The sequence below is a fragment of the Nitrospirota bacterium genome (assembly GCA_016214845.1).
GTDB lineage: Bacteria > Nitrospirota > Thermodesulfovibrionia > UBA6902 > UBA6902 > SURF-23.
In genome coordinates this window covers 20959-35410 of sequence record JACRMS010000016.1, presented here as the reverse complement: position 1 = coordinate 35410, position 14452 = coordinate 20959, and the positions used below count along the sequence as shown (strand labels likewise).

At 47.6% G+C, this 14452-nt stretch carries 10 protein-coding genes, 1 tRNA gene and 1 pseudogene; 1 reads left to right on the top strand and 11 read right to left on the bottom strand.

Translation table 11 applies throughout. The features are described 5' to 3' along the window. Positions 1-42: 42 nt before the first annotated feature. The 9 genes from gltA to HZB61_03825 form a co-directional block, all read right to left on the bottom strand. The gene (gltA, locus tag HZB61_03865) at positions 43-1482 is read right to left on the bottom strand and encodes an NADPH-dependent glutamate synthase (protein ID MBI5055734.1); all 1440 of its coding nucleotides are present in this window, start codon (positions 1480-1482) and stop codon (positions 43-45) included. Continuing rightward, on the bottom strand, positions 1483-2313 hold the full coding sequence (locus HZB61_03860) for a sulfide/dihydroorotate dehydrogenase-like FAD/NAD-binding protein (GenBank protein ID MBI5055733.1): 831 nt from the start codon (positions 2311-2313) through the stop codon (positions 1483-1485). 281 nt (positions 2314-2594) lie between these two features. Continuing rightward, positions 2595-3350 (bottom strand): DNA-binding response regulator, encoded by a 756-nt coding sequence (locus tag HZB61_03855; protein ID MBI5055732.1) that lies wholly within the window; start codon positions 3348-3350, stop codon positions 2595-2597. Positions 3351-3465: 115 nt separating this feature from the next. Then, the gene (locus tag HZB61_03850) at positions 3466-4239 is read right to left on the bottom strand and encodes a DNA-binding response regulator (GenBank protein ID MBI5055731.1); all 774 of its coding nucleotides are present in this window, start codon (positions 4237-4239) and stop codon (positions 3466-3468) included. A gap of 133 nt (positions 4240-4372) precedes the next feature. Continuing rightward, positions 4373-5041: a response regulator transcription factor gene (locus HZB61_03845; GenBank protein ID MBI5055730.1), complete on the bottom strand. Its 669-nt coding sequence runs from the start codon at positions 5039-5041 to the stop codon at positions 4373-4375. Positions 5042-5044: 3 nt separating this feature from the next. Then, positions 5045-6868, bottom strand: coding sequence for a HAMP domain-containing protein (locus tag HZB61_03840; protein ID MBI5055729.1), 1824 nt, complete (start codon positions 6866-6868; stop codon positions 5045-5047). Between the two features lie 270 nt (positions 6869-7138). Continuing rightward, a complete protein-coding gene (locus HZB61_03835) occupies positions 7139-7498 on the bottom strand; it encodes a phage holin family protein (protein ID MBI5055728.1) in 360 nt (119 codons plus the stop codon). Between the two features lie 162 nt (positions 7499-7660). Next, positions 7661-7819 (bottom strand): hypothetical protein, encoded by a 159-nt coding sequence (locus tag HZB61_03830; GenBank protein MBI5055727.1) that lies wholly within the window; start codon positions 7817-7819, stop codon positions 7661-7663. Between the two features lie 517 nt (positions 7820-8336). Further along, positions 8337-12557, bottom strand: a complete 4221-nt coding sequence (locus tag HZB61_03825) for a CoA activase (GenBank protein MBI5055726.1) — start codon at positions 12555-12557, stop codon at positions 8337-8339. 598 nt (positions 12558-13155) lie between these two features. Between HZB61_03825 and HZB61_03820 the strand changes: the two genes are divergently transcribed. Further along, a tRNA-Asn gene (locus HZB61_03820) sits at positions 13156-13231 on the top strand. Here the strand turns inward: HZB61_03820 and HZB61_03815 are convergent. Both HZB61_03815 and HZB61_03810 read right to left on the bottom strand, forming a co-directional pair. Continuing rightward, positions 13190-14014: a recombinase zinc beta ribbon domain-containing protein gene (locus tag HZB61_03815; GenBank protein ID MBI5055725.1), complete on the bottom strand. Its 825-nt coding sequence runs from the start codon at positions 14012-14014 to the stop codon at positions 13190-13192. The genes HZB61_03820 and HZB61_03815 overlap by 42 nt on opposite strands. Further along, positions 14006-14425: pseudogene (locus tag HZB61_03810) on the bottom strand (recombinase family protein). Before HZB61_03810 ends, HZB61_03815 begins: the two are co-directional and overlap by 9 nt. Between the last annotated feature and the right edge of the window lie 27 nt (positions 14426-14452).

The following is a 14452-nucleotide window of genomic DNA, read 5'->3' as shown; positions in this document are numbered from 1 at the left end:
GCAATAAGCTGTAAGCTAAAAATAAAAACAATGAGCTGAAAGCTAACCGCTTATCGCTTGAAAACCCCAGTGCTTCCATTTGAGATATTCGTTGATAGCCTTTGCCGCCTTTCTTCCTGCGCCCATAGCGAGTATCACAGTTGCGGAGCCTGTGACTATATCTCCGCCCGCGAATACGCCTCTCTTTGATGTCATGCCTGTGTCTTCTTCAGCTAAGATGTAGCCGCTTTTGTTTACCTTCAGATCAGGCATAGTCTTTGTTAAAAGCGGATTGGCTCTTGTTCCCAATGCGGGGATCGCCACGTCTATCCCGACCTGGAATTCGCTGCCCTGCACCGGGACCGGTTTTCTCCTGCCCGATGCATCAGGCTCTCCGAGTTCCATTTTTATGCACTCAACAGCGCACACGTTGCCCTTGCCGTCGTCAATGAACCGGGCAGGGTTTGTTAAAAATAAAAACTCTATGCCCTCCTCATGCGCGTGGTGGACTTCCGCCTTTCTCGCAGGCATCTCAGCCTCGGAACGCCTGTAGATGAGATAGACCTTTTCAGCTCCGAGACGCAGCGCCACCCTTGCTGAATCCATCGCTACATTTCCGCCGCCAAGCACCGCGACCCTTTTGCCCCTCTTTATCGGGGTGTCGTATTCAGGAAAGAGGTATGCCTTCATCAGGTTCGCCCTTGTCAGATATTCGTTGGCGGAGCAGACGCCGTTGAGGTTCTCTCCCGGTATTCCCAAAAACATAGGCAGCCCCGCGCCTATGCAGATGAAGCACGCGTCATATCCCTGCTCATCAAGCAGTTCGTCGAGGGTATGAAGTTTTCCGATCACCGCGTTGGATACGAGTTCTATTCCTAAATTTTTTATGTACCCGACTTCTCTTTCCACTATTGCCTTGGGAAGCCTGAACTCCGGGATGCCGTAGATCAGGACGCCTCCGGGTTTGTGCAATGCCTCAAATAAAGTGACCTGGTGCCCGTGTTTTGCAAGGTCCACCGCGCAGGTCAATCCGCCGGGGCCGGAGCCTATCACGGCAACTTTTTTTCCTGTAGATTTTGGTTTGTCGGGGACCCTGACCTTGCCGCTCTTTGCTTCATAATCGGCAACGAACATTTCAAGGTTCCCGATAGCGACCGGCGTTCCCTTCTTTCCCAAAAGACAGTGGCCTTCACACTGAAGCTCCTGTGGACATACCCTTCCGCACACGGCAGGCAGGGCATTTTTCTCCTTGACCTTGTAACAGGCGTCGAGGAACCTTCTCTCTTTTATCAGGCCGATGAATTCAGGTATATTTACTTCAACCGGGCATCCCACCCTGCACGCGGGACTTTTACATGACAGGCACCTGTTCGCCTCATCAACCGCCTCATCAGGCGTGTATCCATAAGGGACCTCTAAAAAATTTTTCGCCCTTACAAGAGGCGGCTGCTCTTTCATCATCACCCTGGATTTTGTTTTTTTCTCTTCCGCCTTCGTTTCCATTTACATTCCTCCCTTCTCTCTCGCGCAGCACAGGGAGGTATTTTCCTCCGGCACATACGATTGCAGTCTCTTGGCAAGCAGGTCAAAATCAACCGCGTGGCCGTTAAACTCAGGTCCGTCCACACAGGTGAACTTTGTCTCGCCCCCGACTTCCACCCTGCATCCGCCGCACATTCCGGTCGCGTCGATCATGATCGAATTCAGGCTGACTATGGTTTTCACATTGTATTTCTCAGTTGTCTTGCAAACGAACTTCATCATGACCGCCGGGCCTATCGCCACCACGAGGTCCACTTTGTCCCTGCTCAGAATTTCATCAAGGGGGACTGTGACCAGCGCCTTTGTGCCGTAAGAGCCGTCATCCGTGGTGATGATCAGGTTGTCTGAGACGGCGCGCATCTTTTCTTCCCAGAAGAGAATTGATCTGGTGCGTGCGCCGATAATTGATGTGACCTTATTGCCTGCCTCTTTGAGCGCCCTTGCTACCGGGTACACGGGCGCGATGCCTACGCCGCCGCCAACGCACACGACACTCCCGAAATTCGCTATGTGAGAATGATTGCCGAGCGGGCCGACCACATCAGGGATAAAATCGCCTTCATTAAATGTCCCCAGGTGATTGGTTGTTTTGCCGACCTTCTGGAAGACGGTAGTTATGGTCCCTTTGTCCCTGTCAAAATCAGCAATGGTCAAAGGCACCCTCTCTCCCTGCTCGTGGGTCCTGAGAACAAAAAAATTGCCCGGCCTCGCCTTCTTCGCGATATCACCCGCCTCGATCTCAAACAGGGTTATGTACTCCGACAGCTCTTCCTTTCTTGAAATTTTAAACATCGCCTATGCCTCCTCTCCTTTTTGAATTTTTATAAACCAGGAGCAAGTATGGTGAGGAGACATATTGCGCGATACCTTAGCGATAAGTCGAAAGATGCACTCTGAAAGAGAATAGATTTCAATGTCCTCTTTAAAAATCCCATCGCTTTCAAGATGTCTTCGAACCATGGTTGCTCCTGGTTTTCTTTATCTGTTATTTTCAAATTTAGCTGATAAGCGGACGGGCTTCCTTAAATCCTGTTCAAAATTTCTTTGCTTTTGTCCAATCTTTTGGACGGATGTCAGCTTTGTGTGGAGAGATGCCGTTGTTTTGGAGGAACGCCCGTGACTTTTTTGTAAATAGTGGAAAAGTAGTTCGGGTCGCTGTACCCGAGTTCCCGCGCGACATCCTTGATTGACGATCTTTTATCGCGCAAGAGCTCCTGCGCCGCCCGGACCTTCACTATGTGATGAAAGCTCCGCAAAGAGTGGCCCGTGACATGTTTGAAAAAATGACAGAAGTAGGTCTTTGACATCGAGGCCATCCTGCAGGCCGCTGAGAGGGACAATGACCCGGAATAATTTTGAGAAACGAAATCCCTCACCCTGAGCACGCCGCTTATCAGATGTGACGGTACATCAGGAAAATGTTCAACCGGGGAATTTTCCGCTGATAAAGATGCAGGGCTGCGCTGCGGAGAAACGTCTTTCAGGTCTATGAGCGTTTTGATCTCCTGCAGTATATCTTCCGCTTCAAGAGTTTTTTTAATGTAGCCCATCGTCCCTCTGCCCAAAGTCTTTACGCAGGTCTCTTCTGTGCCGCATGATGCGATCGTGATGACGGCGGTCGCAGGGTATTTATTTTTTATCAGCCTGAGCGCGTCCATGCTGTTCATATCAGGCAGTTCTATGCTGAGAAATACAAGGTCAACGTTATCAGAGAGCATACTCAGCCCGCGCTTTGCAGTCGTGGCAAAAAGTATTTTATAGCCGCTCCTGAGCGTCTTCCAGAAATTCTCGCGCTCCTTACAATCCATCACCAGGATTTCTCTCATCATGTTTCAACTTTATAAAAATGCGGGAGTGATTTCCTTGAATCCTGTTCAATTCTTCTTGATGTTTTTCCAAAACCGGATGATGCCGGTCTTTCATGTCCCCTCTAACAAGAGGGGATTAGGGGTGTGTAAAGGGCTGCGGGGAGATGTCCCGCCGCTTCCGGTATTTCGGAGAGATGCCGGTGGTCTTTTTGTAAACCGTGGAAAAGTAGTTTGAATCGCTGTACCCGAGTTTCAAAGCCACGTCCATGACGGAAAGGTCCTTGTCCCTAAGGAGCGCTTCCGCTTTCTGCACCTTCACCGCATGGTGATAGCCTCTGAGGGAATGTCCCGTGATATCTTTAAAGAAGCGGCAGAAGTAGGTCTTTGACATCGAGGCCATTTTGCACGCGCCCGCGAGGGTCAATGACTCGGAATAGTTTTGTGCAATGAAATCCCTCACCTTGAGCACGCCGTTTAAAATATGCGAAGGGACATCAGGATAATGCGCCTCAGGAACGGTCTCAACTGACAAGGAAATATGCCTGCGTCTTTGCGAAGTGTCTCTCGCATTCAACAGTAGTTTTATCTTTTGCAGGACCTCTTCCGCGTTCAGCGGCGTCTTCATATAATCCCTCACCCCTCTTCTGAAAGCCTCCATGCACGTTTCTTCCGTCCCGCCGGAGGAGATCATGATAACCGCCGTGGAAGGCCAATCTTTTTTTATTATGCTGAGTGCTTCCATGCTGTTCATACCCGGCTGGCCTGTACTGAGGAATACGAGGCCGACGTTCACAGAGAGCATATTCAGTCCTTTGTCAGCCGCGGAAACAAAGAGGATCTTCCACTCGCCCTTGAGGTCCGTCCAAAAATTCTCCTGCTCCGCGCGGTCTATTACTAAAATATCACTCATATTGAAATTGTCGGGCGCATGGGCTGCTTTGTAAATCCAGAGATAGTGAAAGGTTTTTTTGAAGAGATTACCTATGCGCGCTTAGGTAATTTACTTATGCGGGACATTGGGAATTTCAGGATGCTGATCATCCTCAATCAAAAGATTTGACCGCGTGCATGAGAACGTCGTGGGTGCCTTTTAATTGCAGTTTGATCTTGATGTGCTCCACGTAAGTCTCAACGGTTTTTACGCTCAGGGTCAGCCGTTCCGCTATCTCGTGCTTTTTCAGTCCCTGTCCGATGAGCTGATAGACTTCCAGTTCGCGGTTGCTGAGTAGCTTGGTGGGGGAATCGAGGTCCTCGAAATTGTTTTTAACGAGCTTGTGCAAAAGCTGCACATTCAGTTTATCGCTGACGTAAATCTCTCCGTTCAGGACCTTTCTTATCGCCGCTATCAGTGTTTTGGAAGGCTCCTGTTTCATGATGTAGCCCCTGGCCCCTGCCTTAAGGCACCGTTCGGCATAAGCTGATTCGTCGTGCATGGAAAGGACCAGCACCGGAAGGTCGGGACGCGAATGCATGAGCTTTTCTATAAGCCTGATCCCGCTGCCGTCTCCGAGGGTTATATCAACTATCGCGATGTCGGTCTTGCTGGCCGCTATCAAATCCAGCGCGTCGGAAACGTTGTTGGCCTCTCCGCATACCAGGAGGTCTTCTTCACTGTTGATGAGACGTGAAAGTCCCTCACGCAAAACGCAATGGTCGTCCACAATAAAAACTTTATGCTTCTGTATCCTGCTCTCGGTCTTTGGGGTCTTCATGGTTCATACTCCTTTGATCAATAGAGGGAACATTGAACGTTCCGGCCTTTGGTTGTTCTCAAAGGCATCGCTTTCCCGCGTATCCGGGAAGATACATCTTACATGTGTCCCGGTCTTGATGTCCGAATGAATATCAAGTGACGCGTTGATTATACCCGCCCTGTATCTCATGATCTCCAGGCCCATGCCCCTGCCCCGGCTTGGCGTAAACCCGGTCCCGTCGTCTTTGATCGTCATTGTAATTACATCACCTTCTTTGTTGAGGCGGACCTTTATCTGCATGGGCCTTGCGTGCCTTGCGGCGTTGGTAATGGCCTCCTGCGCGATACGGTAGAGATGTATCAGAGCGGCTTCGTTATACAGGAGGACGGATTTATTGCATTTGACGGTGCACGGTATCCCGAAGAGTCTTTCAGAATTCGCAGCGAGGTCCACCATGGCTGTTATGAGACTGTACTCACCCTTTTCGAGTATGGGCGAGAGCCCCGTTGAAAGGGACTTGACCTGCGCCTTTGCCGTTTCGATAAGGTATGTGATCCTTCCAGCGTCTTCAGCCTCAGGGACATGTTTCTTCATCAATATATTTTCGAGCCCCTGTGTCATGAATGAAATGGCCGTAAGCTGCTGCCCCAGGTTGTCATGCAGGTCATACCCGATGCGCCTGCGTTCGTGCTCCTTGATCTCGATAAGCATTTTCTCCAGGTGCCTGCGCTCAGCAATCTCTTTGTTCAGATCATCCCTGGACGCAGTGAGTGACTTTAAATTCTCTATCATAAGGTCAAAGGTCCTGGACAGCCTGCCGATCTCATCTTTTGTGTCCGTGCCGACTTTATAATTAAGGTCCCCCTTTCCGATTATTTCACTTCCCTTGTGCAGCGCCTTGATCGGATTGGAGATAGACCGGGAAACACAGAAGGCCACAATGATCACCCCGAAGAAAGTTATGACGCTGATAGCCTGCATCCATCTTCTAAGTTGATAAATGGGCGCATACACTTCTTTAAGGTCCTGTTTAGCTACAAATCCCCAACCGGTCTGCGGTATAAAAGTATAAGCAGCCAGCACCATTTCCCCCCTGTAGTCATACGCCTCGATGATGCCGGTGTGTCCTTGCGAGGCTTCTGTCTCCGGCCTTGACCTGAGTTTCGTCTTCAGCGCTGAACCCTTGAGCCAGCGCAGCTCATTAAGCGCGATACCGTCCCTGTTGACAAGGAGGGCCTCGCCTGTCCTCTCCATTCCCATGCGGTTCAAGAGCTTGTAGAGAGAGGCCTCGAGGTTGACCCTGGCAACGATGAAGCCTGTTACGCTGACGCTGTCCGCCCGCCTGAAAACAGGGAGTGAAAAATCCATGCAGGGGATGTCCGTTGCCCCGGAATAATGTATGTCTTCGGTAAGGAGGTTCAGGCTTTTTGTTCCATCCTTGAAGAGAATATCTTTTGAGAATTTTTTGCCCTCGTTGTTCCTGTCGGTAGAGACCATTACCTTTCTGGTATTCGGGCTGACAACAAGGACCTCCTGAAAGGCATAATAATTCCGCATATATTTTCTGAGCTGGTCCCGCGCCCCGGAAATAGAGGCGTTGTTATCTTCCAGGACGCGGATATTGTCATCGGCGGCGATAGTGCGGACATACATGGTCCTTTCATCAAGCCAGTGGTTCAACTCATCGGCCTTGAGGTCGCGGACAGCTTCAAGCCTGTTGTATATCGACACCTTCAGGGAGTTCACCATGTAGAAATAGATCGCCACGCTGACCATAAAAAGCGGGATCATGGTCATGACCAATAACCAGAAAGTAAGCCGTGTCCTGATACTGTTGAAGCTCAAGCCCGACCTCAAAACTCTCTCCTGAAAACAAAAAACGGACCCGCCAAAGACTTATACTTCGGCGGCCCGCTGTTTTGCTTCGTTACTAAAACGCTTCACTGTCCTGCCCCTCTTATTGCAAAAGGTTCGGCTGAAATATCAATAAAGTTTATCTATCACAAAATACTTTGATTTACAATTGGAAAAAGCTAATGGACTTATAAGCAGGGTAGGGGTCTCCTCTTTCTCGCCGATAGTTGATTGCTGAGAGCTGAAAGCTTATTTTCTGTATCAGTCCCGTATAAGAGCTGACAATATCGTCGAGACAACGCTTACGATAAGGGCGCCCAGGAACGCGGGCCGGAACCCGTCGACATAGAATCCGATATTGAACAGTTTGACCGCGATGTCAGAGGCAAACCAGAGCATGAGCGCATTGACGACAAGCATGAACAGTCCAAGTGTGAGAATGGTGATCGGCAGGGAGAGCAGTAAGAGTATCGGTTTCAAGGTCAGATTGATGAGCCCCAGGATGGCGGCCATTACGAAATAGACGGCCAGCGCATTCCCTTCCGCTCTTATGCCCGGAACAAGCCACGCTGCCGCGAAAAGGGAAAGACCTGATATCAGCCATCTCTTCAGTATGTTCACCGGTCAGCTCCTGAGTAGAAGTATATCAAAACATTTTCAGCGGTCAACAACTCTTTGTCATTCCGGCAGTCTTTAAGCCGGAATCCAGTTCTTCTTTAAGATCAAAAAAATGGGGACATCGCTTCTGCTCTTGCGATCTTTCGAGCCTACGCTCTGAAGGCATCAGGGAGAGTTTTTTAACTCCGATGCCGCTTTAATGACGAGGTTTTGCTTTTGTGTTACTGATACTGATGCCGCATAAGAAATAAGGTACAGGACGAATACATTGATCGCCACTATCAGCGCGATCACAAAAAACAACTTCGGCTTTCGCATGAGCAAGACCAATAAAACCCCTCCCAGTGCTATCCCAATATGGGGATTGGCCTGGAAATAGCCTGAAATTTCCATGTAATAGTGTATGGGAATGTATGGGGTCAGACTTTCCTATTGATATTTGAATTATTCAAAAACTTTTATCTATGCAACCTTTTCTCCCCCTTGATCAACTCCATCTCACGCCGTAACTCCCTTGCCAGTTCTTTCGGGCGTTCCCGTTTTCAACTGACAGAAGCAAACGGCAATGTGTCCATGTTAATTTGGTACGCACTGCGTGCCGAATTGGAAAAGTTAAATAAAAGGCCCGTTGAAACCTTATTTTAATCTTCTCTTTTAAACCCGATCTTCAGGCGCTTCTGACCTCTTTTCAAGGTGCCGATTTGGTACCTTAAAAGTGTAGTGTACTCTTCTCTCGTCAACTGAAATTTAAATTGGATTCCCGCTTACTACATGCGGGAATGACAGCATTCAACAACTTGGATATTGGCCCCAAAGGAGCCTACAGACCGTGACTTACCTTCTAAATCACAATAAGATGCCTCGACGCCGGGTACTTGAGGTAGGGGATGATAATATCGTTCTTATTTCCTCCGGTGCCGTCGTATGTGATAGACACCATGGGAGTTCCTGTTCTTTTCTCTATTTCTTTTGCCATCGCTTCAGTAATGACAGATGCGCAGCATAAGGCGGGGATTGTTTGAACGAAGAGCGCTACATCGGGGTAATACTTTTTTATATAAAATAGCTTCAGTATGTTGTCCATTGATTCGCCGGTATTTTCCACCCTGATATTATATTCCGCAAGGAGCTTCTCCGGTGATTCATCATATTCCGGTTCGGGTTCATTCAATATCCGCTCAAAGAATTTATAATAAAATCTCTCTAACATGGTCACCGTGGCGATCAATGTCTTTGAAGACAGTATGTCCAGGTATTTTCCTTCAATGAACCACTTCCTGAAATATTGCCCTGAGATCATCTTGAGGTAAGAGCTGAAGGGGGTCGTGATGACCTCGCCGCCGTTGTCTTCAATGAAATGCACGAGGTCCTGGTTCAACACTTCATTGTCCCGCACATACATATCACCGAAGATGGCCACCTTGGGCCTTTCTTCGTAACGTGTTTCAATGGCTTCAAAATACGACACTACTTCAGCAACAGCAATTTCCTTTGACCGGTTTCCGAGAAAGGCGTCCGAAAGGATAGCAATGCTCTTTTTGATCACCCTGTCTGTTTCCCCTTTTACCTTTTCATAAGGCCGTATCTTGCATCCCATCTTCCTGACAAGCCCTCCAAACATGTAGGCGAAATATGTGTCTACTGGAAGTTTTATCGAGATGTCCATAAAGGACAATCTCCCCGTATAAACGCCGGCCTCCGACATTCCTTTTCCATAGGTGCTCAATATGCTTTTTATGTGATGAGGATACATCCTGAGATTGCAGGCCAGGGTCGTGTCCAGCATCCACAAAACGGTTTTGGCAGGGTCGAGCTCATGCTTCTCCACATAATCAATAAATGCCTGGGCAATTATATTAAGCGGAATACACTGGCCGCTGTTGTACCGCAGGCTCTTTTGAATACTTGTCTGAGTTTCTTCCAGAAGCCTTGCGTCTATCCCTTCACTTCTAAGATTGGCAACGATCAGACTCAGGCTGAGGTTGTCCCAGTTTGGAATGAGCAGTATCTTACCGGAAAGTTCTTTCTCTTTAGACGGAATGAGCGATGGCCCGTATGTAACTGGTTTCTTTGCCCCGTCCTTAGAATGAGAGCGATGATGATTGCTGAAAGAGCGGACCGCTGCCTCTATCCTCGTCTCATATCCCACCTTTGAAGAGTGTTCATCCAACTGCAATATGAGGTAGGGCTTTTCATGCGCATCCATTAGCTTCTTGAAATACTCTACGGCGAAAGAATCAGGCGAACACTTGAACGAGGTCACATATACCGGGTATGCATTCTCGGACCGCGCAACGGCCTCGGCGGACCTTAAGATCTCTGAGGCGTAATACCAGAGCAGCTCATTGCAAAGCGGCTCTAATGACTCCACGTCTTCCGGCGCGTAGGACAGCATATCCTGGAAGAAACTCTTAATGCCTAATGACGCAAAGATATCCGGGATCCCTCCGTTCATGGCTTCGGAAAGGATTGCGTAGGGCCTGCCTAAAAACACAACGTGTATATCATCGCTGTTTGTTTCTCTCTTATATATTTCTTTTAATCTCAGCGAGCATGAATCCTTGAATTCAAGCGCCCTGTCATATGCTTTGGAAACATCAAAGAAACTGATGCCGTGCTTTAAGACAGGTTTCAGCATTTTGTAAAGCTGCACCTTCGTATAAAACGTATTGTATAAATAGTTAACAAGCGGCATGAGGAACCTGTTTCTGTCAGCAGTCTGGGAAACGAGTGAGGGCGAGAACTGGGTATAGTAACAGAACTGGCGTCTGACGTCTTTTTCCTTTGACTGCTTTTCGAGATAGAAGGGCAGGAAAATGTAATCCGCCTTCTCAAGCAGATATTTCACATGCCCGTACAGGGCGGTTATGGGCGAGCAGAATTCGGCGCCGGCCAGACGCTTCCCCTCTTTTACCGCCTCTGTATAATGCTCACTGGCAATGGTCTTTATGGAAAGCTCTTCAAAGAATGTTTTCCAGAGCGGCACATCTTCAAACATGTGAAGCGCCGCCGGAATACCGATGGTACATTGCTCTTTATATTCCCCGGCAGGTTTCAATGAAGAAACCTTTCTTCTCTCTTTCAGCAGATCAAAACCGGAGAGATTATTGTTGATATATTTATTCGTATCATAGTCCCTTCCGCATAAAAAACCATACGCGACACTTTCACCGTCAACATCGGCAACGGTTATCTTACAGTGATTGGCGCACAGTTCGCACACCTCAGATTTTACCGGTATCTGTTTTTGATAAAGCTTCAGCCCTTTGAACCTGCTTGCCTTTACCCCTTGCTCCAAAAGCATAAGCGCGACACCGAGCGCGCCTGTCAGATGGCAATATCTGGACACGTGAATAGGTTTTTGCAGTCTCTGTTCAAAGGCGGCTATAAGGGCCTTGTTCTTTGCGGTCGCACCCTGAAAGCATATTGTGTTTCCAATGCTGCTTTCGATCGCGACCTTCATCAGGTAGTTTTCTCGAATAGAGTGAAGCACCGACGCTAACACTTCATCGACTGTGTACCCCTCGTTTAAATAGTGATTGATGTCCCTCTCCATAAACACTGTGCATCTGTCACTTGAAACCGGCGCCCTTTTGCCTTCCGTCCTTGAGGAATAATCAGACAAAGGGCATTGTAATTTCAGCGCCTGCTCCTCGATAAAACTACCTGTGCCGGCAGCGCACACATTATTCATCGCAGAGAATGTAACTATGCCCTTTCTCAAGGTGGTGAACTTTGAGTCCTGTCCTCCGATCTCAATGATTGTATCCACTTCTGGATTGAGTTCATACGCTGCGCGCGCGTGGGCGGTGATCTCATCGATTATGATATCAGCCCCGATTATCTTTCCTGAAAATTTCCTTCCCGCCCCGGTGGTGCCGGTCCCGGTGATACGGACATTCAGGTTCTTCTTTTCAATAACATCATCAATGGACGCAAATAACTTCTGCACCGCATGAACAGGCCGGCCGGCTGTCCTTGTATAAAATCCGGCAAGAACGCTCCGGTCATTGTCCATCAGCACTGCCTTTGTACTTGTAGAGCCAATATCAATCCCAAGGTAGACATCATATTTTATTGAAGGTAGAAGATTCTCATAGATATCAACCTCCACAGGGTACAGGTCTCCCAGACCAAATGCGGTGTAGTCGTATTTTTCAACGCTGCTGAAATCAGGGTAGTCAGAGAGTTTCAGACTGAGCGGCTCATAGTAGTGTTTCTTTTCAGGAGGCTTGTGAATGAGGACATCATCCACAGACTTTATATTTAGCTTATTGAGCAGGTCCGGTTCTTCGATAAGATTGAGTCCTGCCCCGATAGCGCCGTAGAGCCAGGACATTTCATCCGCGATAATGTCCATCCCGATAATTGACTGGATATGCCTGGCAACGGCCCTGTTCCTTGATACGCCGCCGGTGAATATAATGGGAGGACTGGTCTTTGTATCTTTGAACAGCGTGTCCACTATATTTTTTGCCAGCCCCCTGCACAGGCCGTCGCAGATTTCCTCCAGGGAGTAACCCTCCTGCTGCGCGTGGACCAGGTCTGTCTTCGCGAATACTGCGCACCGGGTAGCGATTTTAGGTATTATGCCTTTATTGTTGAACGCGAGTTCGCTCAACTCCTCTATGCCGCTCAGGTTAAGTCTTTTGGCCTGCTGGTCGAGAAAGCTGCCCGTGCCTGCCGCGCATGAGGTGTTTGATCTGAAACTAAGGTAATTGCCGTTCTCATCAAAGCTTATCAGACCGAACTTCTCACCGCCGACTATTAAAATGGCCCCGATCTTATCGTGAAAATGCCGGGCGGCTGTGATTATTGATATCCGGTTGTCATACTGACCGCTTACTTTAATGACCGCAGGGGTTGAGGAGGTAGAGGCGATACCGCAAATACCGGAGAGATCAAAATCTTTCAGGACCTTTCTGACGGTTTCAATGATATTGCCGTGATGGAATTCATAAGCTGATTTAACAACTTCTTTTTTCAGGCCCATTTCTACAACTGAAACAGACACTGAACCGATATCTATTGCGAGGATGTTTGAATTGTTTTGAGTTGTCATCTTCAGTCCCTGAGATCAGTAGTACACGGTTGAATTTAATGGAGTGTCTACCTTCTAATTCTTTTATACTCCTAATTCTGTTGCCTGTCAAATTACATGGTTGTACCAGACGAAAGTTGAAAAGCCCGGCACACATTCTCCCCGTCAATCGTTACTTGTCATTTATCACTATTTAGATTAATGTTATTGACTATGTACAAAATCGCGCTATACTAAAAGCAGGAGATGATGTTGCGATACCCTGGAACGGATTAAGCTAAGAACCGGGCAAATCGGCCAACAAATGGCGTTGCTGGCGGTAAGAAAGCTTTCCCCTCAAGCGCAGGGGAAACAAAAAACTGCCAAATACCCCAGAATAGAAAATTAAGGTTTTTACCTTACAGGGTATCGCAAATTATTTTAAGCCCGCCTTTGAGCAAAAAAGCCCTTTTCTCCGCGCATGTAAGGGATTCCATTATTGTTTCCTGCTGAAGCAGATGTTTAGTCCCCGCCAATTGAATTTCCGCATTATAGAATTTGAAAATTTCTTATATTGAATTTGTTGGCAGGTATTCTTTATAATGTATAGTCTTAGTTAATGAAGTGACTTGCAAAGTGTTCCCGGGTAGCTCAGCCGGCAGAGCGGGTGGCTGTTAACCACCATGTCGGGGGTTCGAATCCCTCCCCGGGAGCCAGGCGTTACTCTCAGCAAAACCATTTGCTGAGTTCAGATTATGTGGATCTATGGGAGGCAGCTCCCATAGATCCATTTTAATTTTGCCGGTTTTATCGCCAGTTACGCCGTTCCCATTATATTTCGCGTCTTCATAATAGACCACCTTCTTGATTAACAGATGCATCAGGTCGTACTTTTCATCCTGTGTAAGCTGGTTAAATACATCTCTGAAGACCTTGAAATTATCCCGGATAGCGTTAGCATCAATAATCTTGTTTTCCAGGTTGTTCATCTCAAAAGTAATATAATCGATCTGTTTTTTAAGTCCCGAGGCCTGGTCTTCGAGATCATTAAGCTCTTTCATGATATAAGTGAAACGCTCTCCATCTTTTCCTGCCTCACCGAGGATATTCATAAGGTTCTTTGCTTTCTTGTCTGCCTGATTAAGGCTCTCCTGTATCGTCTTCTTCTTTGCCGCAAGCTCTTTTACTTTTTCTTTCTGTTCTTTTGTTGCGCTTTCAACCACTCCCTCAATTATCTCCGGCTCTCTTGCAAGAAACTTCAACTCCTCTATAACAAGATTTTCAATTTGACGCGCATTGACACTTCCAGTGTGACATTGTTTTTTGCTTCTGTCGTTATCAGCAAGACACCGGTAGTAATAATATTCTTTCCCCTTTGATAACGAAAAACTCGGGGTCATTGCCGAATGACATGATCCGCAATAAACAAGACCTTTCAGAAGAGACTTATTATTATCCTGCCTGTATCCTGTTTTCGTGACATTATTGATGTTGAGCATGGACTGCACTGAATGGAATATTTCTTCGTCTATGATAGCCGGATGCTTGCCATCGTACAGATTATCTTTATGCCTTATTTTACCGATGTAAACCGGGGCGCTCAGTAACCGGCTGAGACTATTTTTTGAAAACCTGTCGCCGCCCATTTTTCTTCCGGTCTGTGCCGTCCATGACTTCATTCTATAGCCTCTTGAGTTAAGGGCAGTGGCTGTCTCACTTAGAGAGCCTTTATTCAGATAAGTTTCAAATGCCTCTTTAGCGATAGGGACTTCTGCTTCATTTATTACAAGACATTTGTTTTCATAATCTATATCGTAACCCAGTCTCGGATACCCTCCGTTGAACATGCCCTGTTTTGCTCTGAACGCCATGACGTCCGTAGTCCTTTCCGAGGTTTGCTCTCTCTCCATATGGGCGCGAGGTAGGGGTCATCGAAA